Source organism: Thermococcus sp. PK, from assembly GCF_000430485.1.
Taxonomy (GTDB): Archaea; Methanobacteriota_B; Thermococci; order Thermococcales; family Thermococcaceae; genus Thermococcus_A; species Thermococcus_A bergensis.
In genome coordinates this window covers 800,370-815,306 of sequence record NZ_KE387149.1, presented here as the reverse complement: position 1 = coordinate 815,306, position 14,937 = coordinate 800,370, and the positions used below count along the sequence as shown (strand labels likewise).

Annotated in this window: 20 protein-coding genes; 16 read left to right on the top strand and 4 right to left on the bottom strand. The window is 47.3% G+C overall.

Going from position 1 to position 14,937, the window contains the following annotated elements; translation table 11 throughout:
* Nucleotides 1-8: 8 nt before the first annotated feature.
* The gene (locus THEPK_RS06450) at nt 9-1,391 is read right to left on the bottom strand and encodes an MATE family efflux transporter (RefSeq protein WP_042699710.1); all 1,383 of its coding nucleotides are present in this window, start codon (nt 1,389-1,391) and stop codon (nt 9-11) included.
* A 262-nt stretch (nt 1,392-1,653) separates the two neighbouring features.
* On the opposite strand from THEPK_RS06450, the gene dmpI reads away from it, so the two are divergent.
* Both dmpI and THEPK_RS06440 read left to right on the top strand, forming a co-directional pair.
* Complete coding sequence (gene dmpI / locus THEPK_RS06445; RefSeq protein ID WP_042699708.1) at nt 1,654-1,863, top strand: 4-oxalocrotonate tautomerase DmpI; 210 nt, start codon at nt 1,654-1,656, stop codon at nt 1,861-1,863.
* Nucleotides 1,864-1,881: 18 nt separating this feature from the next.
* Nucleotides 1,882-2,349 (top strand): flavodoxin family protein, encoded by a 468-nt coding sequence (locus THEPK_RS06440; protein WP_042699706.1) that lies wholly within the window; start codon nt 1,882-1,884, stop codon nt 2,347-2,349.
* A 72-nt stretch (nt 2,350-2,421) separates the two neighbouring features.
* On the opposite strand, the gene THEPK_RS06435 is transcribed toward THEPK_RS06440, so the two are convergent.
* Nucleotides 2,422-2,799, bottom strand: a complete 378-nt coding sequence (locus tag THEPK_RS06435; protein WP_042697605.1) for a hypothetical protein — start codon at nt 2,797-2,799, stop codon at nt 2,422-2,424.
* A 50-nt stretch (nt 2,800-2,849) separates the two neighbouring features.
* On the bottom strand, nt 2,850-3,272 hold the full coding sequence (locus THEPK_RS06430) for a hypothetical protein (protein ID WP_156882076.1): 423 nt from the start codon (nt 3,270-3,272) through the stop codon (nt 2,850-2,852).
* Between the two features lie 62 nt (nt 3,273-3,334).
* Here THEPK_RS06430 and THEPK_RS06425 point away from each other — a divergent pair, with 62 nt between their 5' ends.
* The 14 genes from THEPK_RS06425 (at nt 3,335) to THEPK_RS13405 (ending at nt 14,388) form a co-directional block, all read left to right on the top strand.
* A complete protein-coding gene (locus THEPK_RS06425) occupies nt 3,335-4,171 on the top strand; it encodes an NAD(P)-dependent oxidoreductase (RefSeq protein WP_042699703.1) in 837 nt (278 codons plus the stop codon).
* A gap of 54 nt (nt 4,172-4,225) precedes the next feature.
* Complete coding sequence (locus THEPK_RS06420; RefSeq protein WP_042699701.1) at nt 4,226-5,185, top strand: ThiF family adenylyltransferase; 960 nt, start codon at nt 4,226-4,228, stop codon at nt 5,183-5,185.
* A 1-nt stretch (nt 5,186) separates the two neighbouring features.
* Complete coding sequence (gene thiI / locus THEPK_RS06415) at nt 5,187-6,278, top strand: tRNA uracil 4-sulfurtransferase ThiI (RefSeq protein WP_042699699.1); 1,092 nt, start codon at nt 5,187-5,189, stop codon at nt 6,276-6,278.
* Nucleotides 6,279-6,325: 47 nt separating this feature from the next.
* Entirely contained in the window at nt 6,326-6,850 is a 525-nt protein-coding gene (locus tag THEPK_RS06410) for a ferritin (RefSeq protein ID WP_042699698.1), read from the top strand.
* Nucleotides 6,851-7,024: 174 nt separating this feature from the next.
* Nucleotides 7,025-7,750, top strand: a complete 726-nt coding sequence (sufC, locus tag THEPK_RS06405) for a Fe-S cluster assembly ATPase SufC (protein ID WP_042699696.1) — start codon at nt 7,025-7,027, stop codon at nt 7,748-7,750.
* Nucleotides 7,747-9,174, top strand: a complete 1,428-nt coding sequence (sufB, locus tag THEPK_RS06400) for a Fe-S cluster assembly protein SufB (RefSeq protein ID WP_042699692.1) — start codon at nt 7,747-7,749, stop codon at nt 9,172-9,174. Before sufC ends, sufB begins: the two co-directional genes overlap by 4 nt.
* Complete coding sequence (locus tag THEPK_RS06395; protein WP_198011296.1) at nt 9,174-10,313, top strand: SufD family Fe-S cluster assembly protein; 1,140 nt, start codon at nt 9,174-9,176, stop codon at nt 10,311-10,313. Before sufB ends, THEPK_RS06395 begins: the two co-directional genes overlap by 1 nt.
* 401 nt (nt 10,314-10,714) lie before the next feature.
* A complete protein-coding gene (locus THEPK_RS06390) occupies nt 10,715-11,572 on the top strand; it encodes an FTR1 family iron permease (RefSeq protein ID WP_042699689.1) in 858 nt (285 codons plus the stop codon).
* Nucleotides 11,573-11,642: 70 nt separating this feature from the next.
* Entirely contained in the window at nt 11,643-12,035 is a 393-nt protein-coding gene (locus tag THEPK_RS06385; RefSeq protein WP_042699686.1) for a CoA-binding protein, read from the top strand.
* Between the two features lie 2 nt (nt 12,036-12,037).
* On the top strand, nt 12,038-12,412 hold the full coding sequence (locus tag THEPK_RS06380) for a DUF302 domain-containing protein (protein ID WP_042699684.1): 375 nt from the start codon (nt 12,038-12,040) through the stop codon (nt 12,410-12,412).
* Nucleotides 12,413-12,507: 95 nt separating this feature from the next.
* Complete coding sequence (locus tag THEPK_RS06375) at nt 12,508-12,714, top strand: heavy-metal-associated domain-containing protein (RefSeq protein ID WP_042699681.1); 207 nt, start codon at nt 12,508-12,510, stop codon at nt 12,712-12,714.
* Nucleotides 12,715-12,927 (top strand): YHS domain-containing protein, encoded by a 213-nt coding sequence (locus THEPK_RS06370; RefSeq protein WP_042699678.1) that lies wholly within the window; start codon nt 12,715-12,717, stop codon nt 12,925-12,927. It abuts the gene before it with no gap.
* A gap of 65 nt (nt 12,928-12,992) precedes the next feature.
* Nucleotides 12,993-13,769 carry an FAD-dependent oxidoreductase gene (locus THEPK_RS13410; RefSeq protein ID WP_198011295.1) on the top strand — a complete coding sequence of 259 codons (777 nt, stop codon included), beginning with the start codon at nt 12,993-12,995 and terminating at the stop codon, nt 13,767-13,769.
* Nucleotides 13,762-14,388: an FAD-dependent oxidoreductase gene (locus THEPK_RS13405; RefSeq protein WP_052315902.1), complete on the top strand. Its 627-nt coding sequence runs from the start codon at nt 13,762-13,764 to the stop codon at nt 14,386-14,388. Before THEPK_RS13410 ends, THEPK_RS13405 begins: the two co-directional genes overlap by 8 nt.
* Before the next feature lie 3 nt (nt 14,389-14,391).
* Here THEPK_RS13405 and THEPK_RS06360 read toward each other — a convergent pair whose 3' ends face one another.
* Entirely contained in the window at nt 14,392-14,757 is a 366-nt protein-coding gene (locus THEPK_RS06360; RefSeq protein ID WP_198011294.1) for a hypothetical protein, read from the bottom strand.
* Between the last annotated feature and the right edge of the window lie 180 nt (nt 14,758-14,937).

Genomic DNA, 14,937 nt, shown 5'->3' with positions numbered 1-14,937 from the left:
AACAGTTTTCATGTGCTTTGGAGAGCTGAATTCTTTTTTAATGCCCCTATCCTTATCCGCCCCCACAGGAAGCCGACGATAGCCGCCACCATGTTTCCAATCACTATTCCAATCCACACTCCCCTGAGGCCCAGGGTCGTGTAGTGGACGAAGATGTAGGCAAAGCCCACCTGCATCACGAGCGTCCTGAATATGGTGAGGAGTAGGGACTTCTCGCCCTCCCCTATGCCCTGGAACATAGCCGAAGTCATCATTCCGAAGGGCGTGAGGACGAGAAAGACCGGGAGGGTTCTTAAAGCGCTTATGAGATCTCCCTTTATCACCTGGGCAGATTCCGAGTATGTGAAGAGGTATGCCACCTGGGGCGCGAAGAGCATTATGAACGCAACAACGGCAAGCTCTATCATGAAGGCAAGCTTGATGGCGTAGAGATAGGCAATTTCAAGCTTCTCGACGTTCCTCTCCCCGTAGGCCGCTCCAGTGACGGATGTGGTCGCGGCCGCCATTCCGAGTATGGGCACTATACCGAGCATGGTGACGCGCCACGCGCTTGTAAATACAGCGACTCCGTTCTCTCCTCCGGCCATAATTGCTATCCTGTTGAGGAAGAACATCGCTATGGACATCGAGAGCTGGGAGAGCGAGGAAGGCAGTCCCACGCGGAGGATGTCCTTGAGGATTTCCCGGCTTGGGGAGAACTCTTTCGGGGAGATATCAACGTAAGTGTCCTTCTTGATGAAGAGCCAGTAGGCTATGAAGAGCGAGGTTATCACCATCGAGACCATTGTGGCGTAGGCAGCTCCAACGACGCCGAAGTCAAAGGTGTAGATGAAAACCGGGTCAAGGACTATGTTGAGGCCGAAACCGAGAACCATGGCATACATTGCCCTGTTTGCATCCCCTTCTCCCCTCAGGATGCCGTTACCCACGTTGTTGAAGACAACAACCACTGCCCCCGCAAGGAGAACGCGGGAATACTCCACGGCAAGCTCGACGGTCCTTCCCCTTGCCCCCATTGCCATGAGAATCTCATCAATCAGGGGCAACGTTGTGAGGGCTATCACAATTCCAACAATCAGGCCGAGAAGGACGGAGTGGGTGGCAACGTTGTCGGCACCTTCCTTGTCCCTTGCACCGATCCTTCTCGCTATTGCAGAACTCGCACCTACCCCAAGGCCCGCGGCGAGCGCAATTATTCCCATAAAAACTGGGAAGAAGAGGCCTACTGCCGCGAGGGCTTCGGGACCGAGTCCCGACACCCATATTCCGTCTGCAAGGTTGTAAATGGTCTGGACGGACATGCCTATCATCATGGGTATCGAAAGCCTTACAAGGGCTTTTTTAGGATCTCCTCTCAGAAGCTGGACTCCTTTGGTGGCTTTTTCACTCACCTTTGTCCCTCCAACCATTTTATTGCTTTATTTCTCAGGTTATCTTCCGCAGGACCTTTCGTTGCGGTTTAGAGAACGGTTATCATTTTGCAAAACTTAATTCAGCTTTTAGTTAGTTCTATTCGGCAACAACGCACAGTATAAAAGATACTTCACTTCCTTTTAAGCTTGATGCTTGAGGATATAGTACTGTCGGAGCAGTTGTCCCCCTCTGCAAAAAAGCTTTTTAGTAGCTACTCCCAAGTAATTATCGGTGATTTCAATGCCGATAATAATAGTCGAGGGTCCCAAAGCTGATAAAGATACCAAAAGAGAGCTTGTAAAGAGGCTTACTGAGGTGGTCAGAGAGGTTTATGGAGTCCACCACGTGAGCGTGGTTATCCACGAGAATGAAACTGAAAACGTTGGCATCAATGGAGAGCTTCTCTCTGATGTCCTGAGGCATAGAAAGGCTCAGGGCGGAAAGTCTTAACCCTCCGAGCGTGAGAAAATGAAAGTCCTTGTTGCTTTTTATTCAAGGGATGGACATGCCGGAGAAGCGGCAAGGAGAATCGCGGAGGCTCTGAATGCTAATCTTGACGAGATAATCGACAGGAAGAACCGGAGAGGGATATTTGGGTTTCTTAGAGCCGGTTATGATGCTACTATGGGCAAGACAACGGACATTGCCTTTGAAAAAGACCCCTCTAACTACGACCTAGTGATTCTTGGTGGTCCAACATGGAACGGCAAGGTGAGTCCCGCAATAAGGACGTACTTGCTTCAGAACAGAGACAAAATAAAGAGAGTCGTGTTTTTCACTACCTGTGCCGGAAGATCTGGGAAGTGCTTGGAGCAGATGGAAGAGCTCTACGGCAAAAAGCCACTCCTCAAGAAAGTCATCATTAACAAAACGTTTGACGAAGATGTAAGGGAGCTCATAGAAGAGCTAAAACGCCTGGTACGTTCCACCTTTTGAATCTCTTTCCTAACTTATTGTGGTTACTTTTTCCATCTCAAAGCCCATTCATTTGACGGGGCGTGTTTAGTTTCACCCCCTGTTATTTAAACAGTATTTGACTCTGAGGAGGATTTTCAGACCATAACACATTACCCCAAGCAGGATTCGGGTTACAGTAGTCTTTTTCAGAAAACAGGGGATCCTACTGCCAAACCACGTTGTAAACGCACCCCAGAACCCCTCATGAGGATTCCTACGCCTGTACTCTTCTTCAGAAAACACTCTGTCTCTCTTCTTACTACCAAAACCACCTGGAGCGTTCTTAGTTTTCTTAACAATCGGCCGATAACCCTTTTCCACCACAGTGTTCAGAACTTTCTTTGAATCATAAGCCCCATCAGCATAAAAATTCCCAGAACCCCCCGGCAGGAGTTCAATCAGCTCGTTCTCAGAAGTTGTGATCTTCACAGCAACCGGATACAGTAAACCCGGCAGGATTCTCGTTATTGCCTGAACTTCTATCCTGCCCTTTTTTTATTTGTAATAATGGTTGAGTCTGCTTGAGTGCTGGCGTAGGGTAATTTCTGGAGTTTTTTCAGGAGGTGGTTTGTCAGTTCTTCGAGGTTCAGCTTTTTCTCCCAGTTGTGGAGGGTTGAGTAGTGAATGTTTGCTCCGAAGAATTTTCTGCCGTAGTGCTGGGCGTCTCTGAGGGGTAGGTTGTAGTATTGTTTAAAGAGGAGTATTGCCAGTATTGTTTTTACTGGAAATTTTTTGGATTTTGGCAGGTTCTTCAGCTTTCCTTCTGATTCGAAGTCTGCTAAAACGTCAAGAATTGCGAATGCCACGCTTTCAGGGTCTTTGAGTCTGTGATCCCATCTGGGGATCACGACAACCACCCGAAAGAATTCAGCAAAAACCCTAATAAAGGTTACTATAAACACGCCCTCATTTGACGCAATGGTTATAAAAATCCCTGGAAAATTTCGTTCTTAGGTGATTGGGTATGATAGGATGGATTGGCCTTGGACATATTGGAAGGGCAATGGCTGAGAGACTCTCGGAGGAGTACGAGCTTATCGTCTGGAACAGGACAATAGAGAAAGCAAAGGGTTTCACGAATGTCGCCAGAACACCAGAGGAGGTTGCCGAGAAGGCAGATGTGATTTTCCTCTCGCTCTACGACAGCAACGCTGTGTGGGAGGTCTCCCAGAGGCTTTTGAAGTCCAACTTAAGCGGAAAGGTGATAATAGATACCACCACGAATCACCCTGAAAAAGTCCTAGAGTTCCACGAACTTTACAGGAACGCCGGGGCATCTTACCTCGAAAGCCCGGTGATTGGGAGTGTCATTCCGGCTAGAAATGGTCAATTAACTATCCTTGTAAGCGGTGAGAAGGGAGCGTATGAGAGGGCTCTCCCATACCTCCGGCTGCTCGGTAAGAAGATATTCCACTTTGAGGAGCCCGGGAAGGCAACGAAGCTCAAGCTGATAAACAACTTCGTTCTCGGAGCGTTCATGGCGGCTCTGGGTGAAGCTATCTCCCTTGGAGAAAAGGCAGGAATTCCAAAAGAGGAGCTGATAGAAGTCCTTGAGAGCGGAGCGGGCAACTCGGTGGTGCTGAAAGCGAAAAAGGAGAAGCTCCTCAAGGAGGACTACTCGACGCACTTCTCCGTCAGAAACCTTGTGAAAGACCTCTCCTACACCCACGAGCTTGCTGTCAGCGCGAAAAAGTCAACCCCGCTGAATGCCTTAGTTAGAGAACTCTACAGACTTGCCTTTGAAAGAGACCTTGAAGAACTGGATTTCTCGGTGATATACAAGCTTCTCAAGGAGCTTTAATTTTGAAACAATTAAATTAATAAACCGCTTTCCCTACTTTTTTCGGTGAGAGAAATGATGGACTTTTCGAGACATTTCCCCATTATAGGTATTGAAGGGCAGAGAAAGCTGAGCGAGAGCAAAGTGGCGGTTGTAGGAGCGGGAGCTTTAGGGAGTTGGGAAGTTTATTTCCTCCACAAGCTCGGTGTTGGAGAGATAATCGTTATAGACAGGGATTTCGTTGACGAGAGCGACCTGCCGAGGACGGTCTACACGAAGGAAGATCTCGGGAAGCCGAAGGTAGATGCGTTAAAGGAAAAGTTTGGGGTTAAAGGCTACTTTGAAGATTTGAACCCCTCAACAGTTAACCTTCTCGATGAAGCTGACCTGATAATAGATGGAACCGACAACATCTACACGAGACAAGTTATAAACGATTACGCAATCAAAAACAACAAACCGTGGATTTATGTTGGGGTTTTAGCCACATACGGGAACATAATGCCAATAATCCCCGGTAAAACTGCATGTTTTAGGTGTTTTATGCCAAAATTGCCCTCAAGGCCCATGCCCACCTGTGCAATAGCTGGAATCATGAGCTATGTACCGCCTTTGGCAGCGTCAATAGCTGTTGGCATTGCAGCAAAGATTTTGCTGGGAGAAGAGGTCAAAAGCGAACTCATATTCTTCGATACAAAGAGCCTTGATTTTGAAAAAGTTGAGATGCCGAGGAGAGAGGACTGTCCAGCATGTGTAAGGAAAGAGCTCGCTTTCCTGGAGAAGAAAATTAAAATAGAAAGGCTTTGCGATGGCTCGATTCAGGTAACCCCTCCGGAAAAAATGGATGTTAATTTCGACGAGCTTGGAAAACAGCTCGAAAAGCTCGGCATTGAATATCTAAAAACTCCCCAGTTCATTCAGTTCGAGGATGAGGACTATGAAATACTGATCTTCAAAAGCGGGAGAATGGTAATAAGGGGAGCTGAAGAGGAAAGAGAGGCAAAGAATATCTTTGCAAGATACCTGGGTGGTTGAAGTGATAATCGTAAGGTACGGCGAGATAGCTATAAAAGGCGGAAAAAGAAGGGAGTTTGAGAGGAAACTGGCTGAAAACATCGAGAAAGTCCTCAGAAGAAAGGGGATAGAAGGGACAGCTAAGGTAATAAGGGGAAGGATTCTGGTTGACGCTCCTGATGAAGCAACCAAGATAATCGCCAAAGTCCCCGGAGTCGTTTCGGTATCCCCAGCAAGGGTTATGGACTACGATGAAGTGCCAGCGTATCTCAGGGAGGCCCTTAGAGGGTTTAATGTAAAGAGCTTCAAGGTTGAAACCCAGCGACTGGATAAAACTTTCTTGAAAACTTCAGTGGAGGTCAACAGGGAGATAGGGGCTTTTATTGTCAAGGGATTTGGATGGAAAGTGGATCTCGAGAACCCGGAGCTTACCGTAGGCATTGAGATAATAGATGGTAAAGCCTATGTGTTCTTTGAAAAGATTAGAGGAGTTGGTGGATTACCCGTTGGCACGCAGGGAAAAGTTGTTGTTCTCTTGAGCGGAGGAATAGACTCACCGGTGGCAGCTTTTTTAATGCTCAAGCGCGGAGCGGAGGTAGTTGCGGTTCACTTTGACCAGGGAAAGAACGCAAAGAAAGTTGTCGAAAAAGTGGTGGATATCCTTAATGATTATTCCCCGGAGCCGATAGAGCTCATTGTGGAAAACCACTTCGAGATTCTCAAACCCTACGTCGTCACTTTGAACAAGCTCCACAGAAGAGAATGGACATGTGTGGTCTGTAAAGTTGCCATGCTGAGGAGGGCGGCTGAGATAGCGAAAGAAAAGGGCGCCCTCGGAATAGTAACGGGAGATTCCCTTGGTCAGGTTGCCTCTCAAACCCTAACGAATCTCTACTTTGAGACTATGAGCGTGGATTTTCCAGTTCACAGGCCTCTTCTGGGATTTGACAAAGAGGAGATAGTTGCCATAGCAAGGAAAATCGGCACCTACGATGCCTTCCTTGAATACCCATACTGTGACTGCCCCTTCAGACCTGAAAGAGTTGTCACACAGGGCAAATTAGAGGAATTCGAGAAAATCAGGAACGAATTGAAAAAAGAAGGAATAATTTGAACCAAATACTTAAATAGTTGGAAAACCAAATCAATTTGGTGATGAACATGCTAAGCGAAAAAATGTTAAAAGCCCTGAATGAGCAGCTCAACAAGGAGCTGTACTCGGCCTATCTCTACTTTGCCATGGCAGCCTATTTTGACGATCTGAACCTTGAGGGCTTTGCCAACTGGATGAAGGCCCAAGCCGAGGAAGAAATGGGCCACGCATTGAGGTTCTACAACTATATCTACGACCGGAATGGGAGAGTTGAGCTTAGTGAGATTCCAAAGCCCCCAAAGGAGTGGGAGAGTCCAATAGACGCTTTTGAAGCAGCTTATGAGCATGAAAAGTTCATAAGCAAGTCAATTCACGAGATTGCCGCACTCGCAGAAGAGGAGAAGGACTATCCGACAAGGGCGTTCTTAGAGTGGTTCATCAACGAGCAGATTGAGGAAGAGGCAAGCGTAAAGAAAATACTCGATAAGCTAAAGTTCGCAAAGGACAGCCCGCAGATTATATTCATGCTCGATACAGAATTAGCTGCAAGAGCTCCAAAGCTCCCGACTATCTTAATGCAGGGCGGGGAGTAATTTCGTTCTCCTTTTGCTCCTTTCTTTCATTCTAGATATCTTCTCTAATCTCCGGGAATTCGTTTAGATTTCATTCGGTGTTCTTTCAAGCCCAAATTACTCACTTCTGTGTAGAAAACTTTTAAAAGCATTTTTCCTTACCCAAAAATGTACCGATAATGGACGGTGATGGTCATGTTGAAAGTGGATAACTTAAGGGTCAAAGTGGAAGACAAAGAAATCCTAAAGGGCATTTCTCTCACCGTTGATAAGGGAGAACTTCATGTCGTGATGGGACCAAACGGGAGCGGAAAATCCACCCTTGCTCTAACCATAGCGGGCCATCCTAGATATCAGGTTATAGACGGTAGAATACTCTTCGAGGGAGAAGACATAACCAATATGCCTCCCGAGGAAAGGGTCAAAAAGGGGATTTTTCTAAGCTTTCAACATCCAGTGGAAGTTGAAGGTGTCAAGGTTATCCAGTTTCTTCAGAGGGTTTTGAAAAACCTCAAGGGCCTGGACGAGATACAGGCTTATGAGCTCATATTTAATGCTGTTCAAGAGCTCGGGTTAGATGAATCAATACTTGCAAGGTTCTTGAACGTCGGATTTTCTGGAGGCGAGAGAAAAAAACTTGAAATGCTCCAGGCATACCTTGTGAAGCCAAAGCTTCTTATCTTGGACGAGCCCGACAGCGGGGTTGATGTGGATTCTCTAAAAATGATAGCCAATGTTATAAACAAACTTCACGAAGAAGGCACGTCGATTCTTTTGATAACCCACTACGGTAGAATCCTCGAGCACCTTAAGCCCAGCAGGGTTCACGTTATTAAGGAAGGAAAAATAGTTGCATCTGGGGGAGTTGAGCTGGTAAAGATGATAGAGGAGAAGGGTTTTGCGGCGGTGGAGGCGTTATGAGCGAATATTCCAAGCTTGAAGAAATTTTAAAGGCTGGCTCCCTTGAGGAAATACTTGGTACCGCTGTCCCCTATCCTAAGGAAATAGAACTGAAGGGAAAGATAAGCCGAGACACCGTTGAGGAACTTTCAAGAATAAAGAAAGAACCAGAATGGATGCTTAGGCATAGGTTGAGGGCTTTAGAACTTTTTGAAAGACTCCCAATGCCCAAATGGGTTGTTGGTATTGAGGAACTCGATCTGGACAACCTTATTCTTTACACCAAACCGGAGCTACAGAAGGAGGTAAGGGACTGGGATGATTTGCCAGAGAACATTAGAAAAACTTTTGAGAGACTTAACATTCCGGAAATAGAAAAGAAGTTTCTTTCTGGCTTAACAGCCGTCTTTGATAGCGAGAGCGTTTATTCTCAGCTCAAAGATGAGTTTGAGAAAAAGGGCATTATCATGCTCCCAATGGAGGAGGCCGTAAAGAGGTACCCCGACCTGGTCAAGAGGTATTTCGGAAAAGTCTTCCCGCCGGGAGAGCACAAGTTCTCAGCTCTCCACCACGCGCTCTGGAGCGGTGGGGCCTTCGTCTACATTCCAAAAGGCGTTAGAGTTCCCTTCCCGATAGAAGCGTTCTTTGTTATAGGGTCTGCCCTTGAGGGGCAGTTTGAGCACACCCTCCTTATAGCGGATGAGGGAAGCTACGTTCACTTCATAGAGGGCTGTTCAGCACCGATGTACAAGGGCTTCTCCTTCCACGACGGTATGGTGGAAATCTATGCCCACAAGGGAGCAACTGTCAAGTTCACCACGATACAGAACTGGAGCAGGAACGTCATCAACTTCAACAACAAGCGCGCCATAATCGAAGAAAACGCCTACGTGGAGTGGATTGAAGGGAGCATAGGGAGTCACATAACCTACACTTACCCATCGAGCGTCCTCAAGGGTGAAGGTGCGAGGACAGCCCAATACGTGGTCTCACTCAGCAACGGGCCTTACCTCAAGGACACTGGGGCTAAAACTTGGCACCTCGCTCCAAACACCAGTTCGAAGATAGTCTCCAAGAGCATAAGCGCCAATGGTGGAATAAACATCTACCGCGGTCTCGTGAGGATAGCAAAAGGTGCAAAGAACTCGACCGCCACAGTCTCATGTGATTCCCTCATTCTTGACGAGAAGAGCAAGGCTTATACCTACCCGCACAACCAGAACGACGAGCCTTCAGCAAGCATAATCCACGAGGCAACAACCGGAAGGCTCAGCGAGGACAAGCTCTTTTACCTCAACTCAAGAGGTATAAAAGAGGAAGAAGCCAAGAGCCTCATAGTACTCGGTTTTATCAGCGAGATTCTTGAGGGGTTGCCGTTCGAGTATGTGGAGGTTCTCAAGAAAGTCATAGAGCTCGAATTCAGCGAGGTTGGGGGTGTTGGATGATGTGTTCTTCTGGATTCCCCAGCGGGCACTTTAATATGCCGAAAATAACCCTGGAAGTCCTTGAAAAGCTCACCTACCAGAAGTATGGTGACAGCCCTACAATAAAGAGCTACACGAAATGGAATCTCTTTGAAGAAAACTCGCCCCTCAAGCTCCCGACCGAAGCGAAGGGTGAAGATGTGGGAATCAATGCCAATGTGATTTTCTCCGGAAGCGAGTCAAAGTTTGACCTTCCAGAGGGCGTTGAGCTTGCGGAAGGCACGCTCGGTCTTTCCCAACCGGAGGAGTCGAGGATTCTGGGCTTCCACTTCTATGCCCTCAAAAAAGCTTACCGGCTTAGGATAACCAAGAACCTGCTTGAGCCCTTTGTAATAGTTTCACATCTTTCTGAAAACGCCTTCATAAGCCACCACCTCAGCATCGAAGTGGAAAACGCCAATGCACCCATAATAATCTACGATCTCTCTGAAAACGGTACAAAGTCCCTTGTGGTCGAACTGAGGCTCAAAAACGCCGAAGCGGAAATCCTGACCGTTGGGAACCACAAGGCTCTGTCACACTACCTCCTCAGGGCTACACTCGGCGATGGATCGAAAGTCAGGGCTTTCACGGTAGTTAAGGGCGGAAAGATGAGCCACCACAGGGAGGACTACTCTCTTGAAGGCACTGGGAGTGAGCTTATCCTAAGGGGAATTCCCATGGGAACAGGTTCGTCCGTTGACTACCTCACCAACGTCCTCCAGTATGGAGAAGGAAGCAAAAGCGAGACGAGGGTGAACGGCTACTCCTACAGGGGAGGATGGGTCGTGCACAGAGGCGTGGCGAAGGTTTTCGAGAAGGCCAGAGGTTCATCGAGTGAGGTCAGCTCCCATGTCATCATAATGGATGAGGGCTCCCTCGGCGTCAGCGTGCCGATGCTTGAAGTGGATACTGGAGAGATAGAGAACGCGTCGCATTCATCAAGCGTTGCCCAGTTCGATGAGGATGCCCTCTTCTACTTACAGTCTAGAGGATTAAGCAGAGAAGAGGCTCTGAGGCTTTTCGTGCACGGCATCGGAGAAGCCTTGAGCGACCACTTAGAGAAGCTAAAGTCAAAGGCGAGGAGCAACGTAATAACCCTCGTTGAAGAGCTCCTGTGAGCACAGTTTGCTTTTATTTACTTTTTACATTTTTCTTTCGAAAGCCTCGTCCTTCACGGCGGGGAGCAGTCAGCCTTTAAACTTTTGCACCTTCTACGAAATTGCGCCTTTGACTATACGTGGGGTTAATATCTGCTACACTTTTCCACTTTGAAATTATACCTCCCCAATTCTGCACTTTTGAAGGGCCAAGGATGAGTAGGGTTCGAAAACATATATTCTGTACGAGAATCGCTTGTTTGTACTTCATTAATCAAACCTCAAAGGTTTGACAAACATCATGTTCAATAAAGCTCCTGGGAAATTCCTAACCAAGAGTCAGAGATTTCAATTTGGCAAAGGTAAAATTAATAAGCCACCCGATTTATTTTAGGTTAGCCTAAGAATTTGGAGGTGGAAGGATGAATGTTGGAGCGTTCCTCATCACGTTTAGGGAAGCACTTGAGGCGGCCATAATCGTGGCCATCATAATCGCATACCTCAAGCGTACCGGAAGGGAAAAGCAGATCAAGGACGTGTGGACTGGGGTCGGCCTTTCCGTGCTCGCCAGCGTGATCCTCGGCGGTGCGATCTTGAAAATCTACGGGGGGCTTGAGGAGAAGGAGCTCTTCGAAGGGATAGCGTCTTATCTGGCAGTTGTGGTGCTCACGAGCATGATATACTGGATGGCGACCAAAGGAAGGAACATAAAAGCGGAGATAGAGAGCAAGGTGAGCGAGGCAATCTCCCCGCTGGCGTTGATAGGCTTTACGTTTATCGTGGTATTCAGGGAAGGACTTGAGACCGTGCTGTTCCTCACTCCCTTCGCCACCCAGGACCTTGTAGGGGCTCTCACCGGCCTCCTGGTCGGCATAGTGGGTGCTCTGGCGCTCAGCTACCTCATCTACGGAGTTGGGATGAGGATAAACCTGAGGACTTTCTTCTACTACAGCTCGATACTGCTCGTCTTTGTTGCCGCCGGGCTGGCCGGCTATGGGACGCACGAGCTCATAGAGTGGGCAGAGGAAGAGGGAATGCATCTTGGCTTTATCGAAGAGCCAGCCTACGACCTCGGCATTCCCAAGGAGAGCGTGTTCCACCACAAGGGGGCCATCGGCTCAATCTTCGCGGTCCTCTTCGGCTACTCGGTGAAGATGGAGTGGGGAAGGGTTATAGTCCAGTTCGGCTACCTCATCTTTGGCCTCTACCTAGTGCTGAGGGCATATGGCAAAGAGCCTTCCTTAGCTCCAAGGAATTCCAGATTAAAAAGCACCGGATGATTCTCCTTTACACATTTTTGTCCAAAAACGTATAAAAAGGGTGAACGACAATTCAAGCTTGGTGAGAGAAATGAACGCGAAGGAGTTCAGGAAGATAGCGCTGGTTGGGGCAACTCCAAACCCGACCAAATACGGGAACATAATCCTCAAAGACCTGCTGGGCAAGGGGTTTGAAGTTCTCCCGGTTAACCCGAAGTACGACGAAATCGAGGGCGTGAAGTGCTACAGGAGTGTCAAGGAGCTTCCTAGGGATGTAGATGTCATAGTCTTTGTAGTTCCACCTAAAGTAGGTTTGCAGGTGGCGAAGGAGGCTGTTGAAGTAGGCTTCAAAAAGCTATGGTTCCAACCAGGAGCGGAAAGCGAGGAGATAAGAGAATTTTTAGAGAGATTAGGAGCAGAATACAGTTTTGAAAAGTGCATAATGGTCGAGACGAGCGACAAAAAGATGTTCCTGGAGGTGTGAGAGTGTTTTATTACGTGAGAAAGTTCGAGGAAGACCTGGACTTTCTCTGGGAGCGCTTCAAGAAGAGGCTTGAAGAGGAAGGTTTCCTTCTCATAGGGGAAAGGATTCCTGTGGCGATAGTGGAAAGAGAGGACGGCATTGTCGCGGACTATCATCTCCTATTCATATGTGACAAAGAGCTCGTGGCAGAGCTTGTGAAGATAGACCCAAACATAGGAGCCCTTTTGCCATGCACGGGTTTTGGATACTGTAGGGAGGACGGAAACTACCTCGGCGTTACTTTGCCCAGTGTGGCATGGAAGATAGCAGGGGAAGAAGTAGTTAAGCTCATGAAGCCCATGGAGGAAAGGGTTATCAAAATTATCGAGTCCCTATAATTTCAATTTTTAAAACTTTTTTGATTACTTTTCCCACTTTGAAAAAGATAAGGGCAATAAATGTTCTATTCTAAGGTAATTCTGGTGATGGCAAAATGATGAAAGCTATATTGAAAATACCTAATGTGAGCTGCCAGCACTGCGTTATGAGGATAAGCAAGGCAATTGAGAGTGTTGGAGCTAAGGGAGAGGTCAGCCTTGAGAAGAAGACTGCCGTTGTTGAGTTCGATCCTGAAAAGACAAGGCTTGAAGACATTGTAAGGGCAATAGAGCGATACGGCTACGAAGTTGAGGTGGAGTAAATGCCCATTGATCCGGTATGTAGAATGGAAGTTAGTGAAGGAACTGAACTTAAAGCAGTATATAATGGCAAAGTTTACTACTTCTGCTCCCCTGAATGCAAGGCTGAATTTGAAGCTAACCCGGAAGAATACATTAAAGGGGAAGAGATGGAACACGAACATGGAAAGCATTCCCACGAACATGGCCACGGAAGACATGGATGCTGCCACTGATCTTTTTCTCCCTTAGTCTTTTGGTGCACTAGAATCAGATTTTTTGTTAGTGGAGGTACAACATGATGAACGAATACGATTTTGTTATTATTGGAGGCGGAGCGGCGGGCTTTGCTGCGGCTTTAAAAGCGGATGAGCTTGATGTAAAGACTCTCATGGTCAACCGAGGCCCGATTGGAGGGACGTGTGTAAACGTTGGCTGTGTTCCTACTAAGTATCTCCTAACCGCCCTAGAACTTAAGAAAAGGGCGTTAGTGAATCATTACTCCGGCTTAGGCTTCACCCTTAAGGAGTTTGACTTTAGAAAACTGCTGGACGGAAAGGATGAACTCGTAAAAAAGCTAAGGAGAGAGAAGTATGAGAAAGTTCTGGAGAGTCTAGAGAACGTTGACTATATCAACGGTTCAGCAAGGTTTAAGTCGAATCATAGAATTGTAGTAGATGGTAGGGAGATTAAATTTAAGAAAGCTCTCATAGCAACGGGTGCAAAGCCAAGAATTTTAACTATAGACGGTGTTGAAGACGTTAAGAACAGAATTCTGACCCATATTGAGGCACTTGAACTTGAAAAGGCTCCTGACTCAGTTGTAATCATCGGTGGGAGAGCCCAAGCCTTAGAATTCGCCCAGATCTTTGCGAGGGCCGGGAGCGAGGTAACTCTTCTGCAGAGAAGCATAAGGATAATGCCCACAGCTGAGCCTGAACTGGCAATAGAGCTTGAGGACATTCTAGGTGAGGAGGGGGTCAATATAAACACTTCCGTGAAGATAAGACGCCTTGAAAGAGCTGGAGAGGGAGTTAGAGTCCATGCTGAAGTGAGGGGGAAAAGAGAAGGTGTTTGAAGGACAGTACGTTTTCTTCGCGACTGGGAGGAGTCCAAATACTCACGGTTTGGGCCTTGAGAACACTAATGTGAAAACCAACGAAAAGGTGGTTGTGGATGAAACGCTGAAAGCAGGCAAAAACATTTACGCAGCTGGAGATGTGGTAGGCGAACCTATGTTGGAAACGGTTGCCGCTAAGGAGGGGTTTACTGCAGCAACAAACGCGTTAGAGGGCAAGAATATTAAAATTGACTATAGAGTTGTTCCAGAGGTTGTATTCACTGATCCACAGCTTGCAAGCGTTGGTCTGACTGATGGAGAAGCTCAAAGGATTACAAGATGCTCATGCAGAACGGTAGAGATCTCGAACGTCCCAAAGGCATTGATCCTGGGTGAAGAAAAGGGCCTGATAAAAATGGTCGTTGATGCAAAAACGAAGGAGATCCTTGGAGTTCACATCTTAGCTTACAACGCTGCTGAGATGATCCACGAGGCGGCTATGGTAATTAGAAACAGAATGACCGTGGATAAGGTTATAGACACGCTTCACGTCTTCCCAACGATGAGCGAGGCGATAAAGCTGGCGGCGCTCTCCTTCAAAGGGGACATCTCAAAAATGCCGTGCTGTGCCCTCTAGTGTTCACTCTTCTTTGAAAATCCCATCCCTAAAGGCCAAAACTCCGAAAAGCAAAGTCCACAGTGTTAAGCTCGTTAAAGCGATTTTCCACTCACTTAATGGCTCATAAAGTGAGCGAATTAGGTATGCACAGCTTGTCGTCGGTAAAAAGAGAATAATTTTGTGGGCAAAGTTTGGAAGAACTTCAATGGGATAGTAAACTGGGGCGAAGACCGTTAAAGCTGTTAGAGTGATGTTCGAAACTCTCATTATAACTATCGGCTCCTTGAGCTTCACACTTATGTAGAGTCCAACGAAAACACTCCAAAGCCATAAAAACGCTAAGAGAAGAATTATTTGGGCTATTCTCAGGAGAGAAAGTCCCCTCACGTAGGTTAAACTGACCTCCTCCCCGCCCTGAAGGGCGAGGGTTCCAACGAGTTAACCCCTCGCCATTGGCAGGGAGGTTTGAGGGGTTTCATTTAGACCCAAGTTAAAGCGGGTCTTCGACCCCTCGGGGAGGGTCTTCCCCCGTTACCCCTCCTCTGAGCATAAAGGCCGCCCAGATTC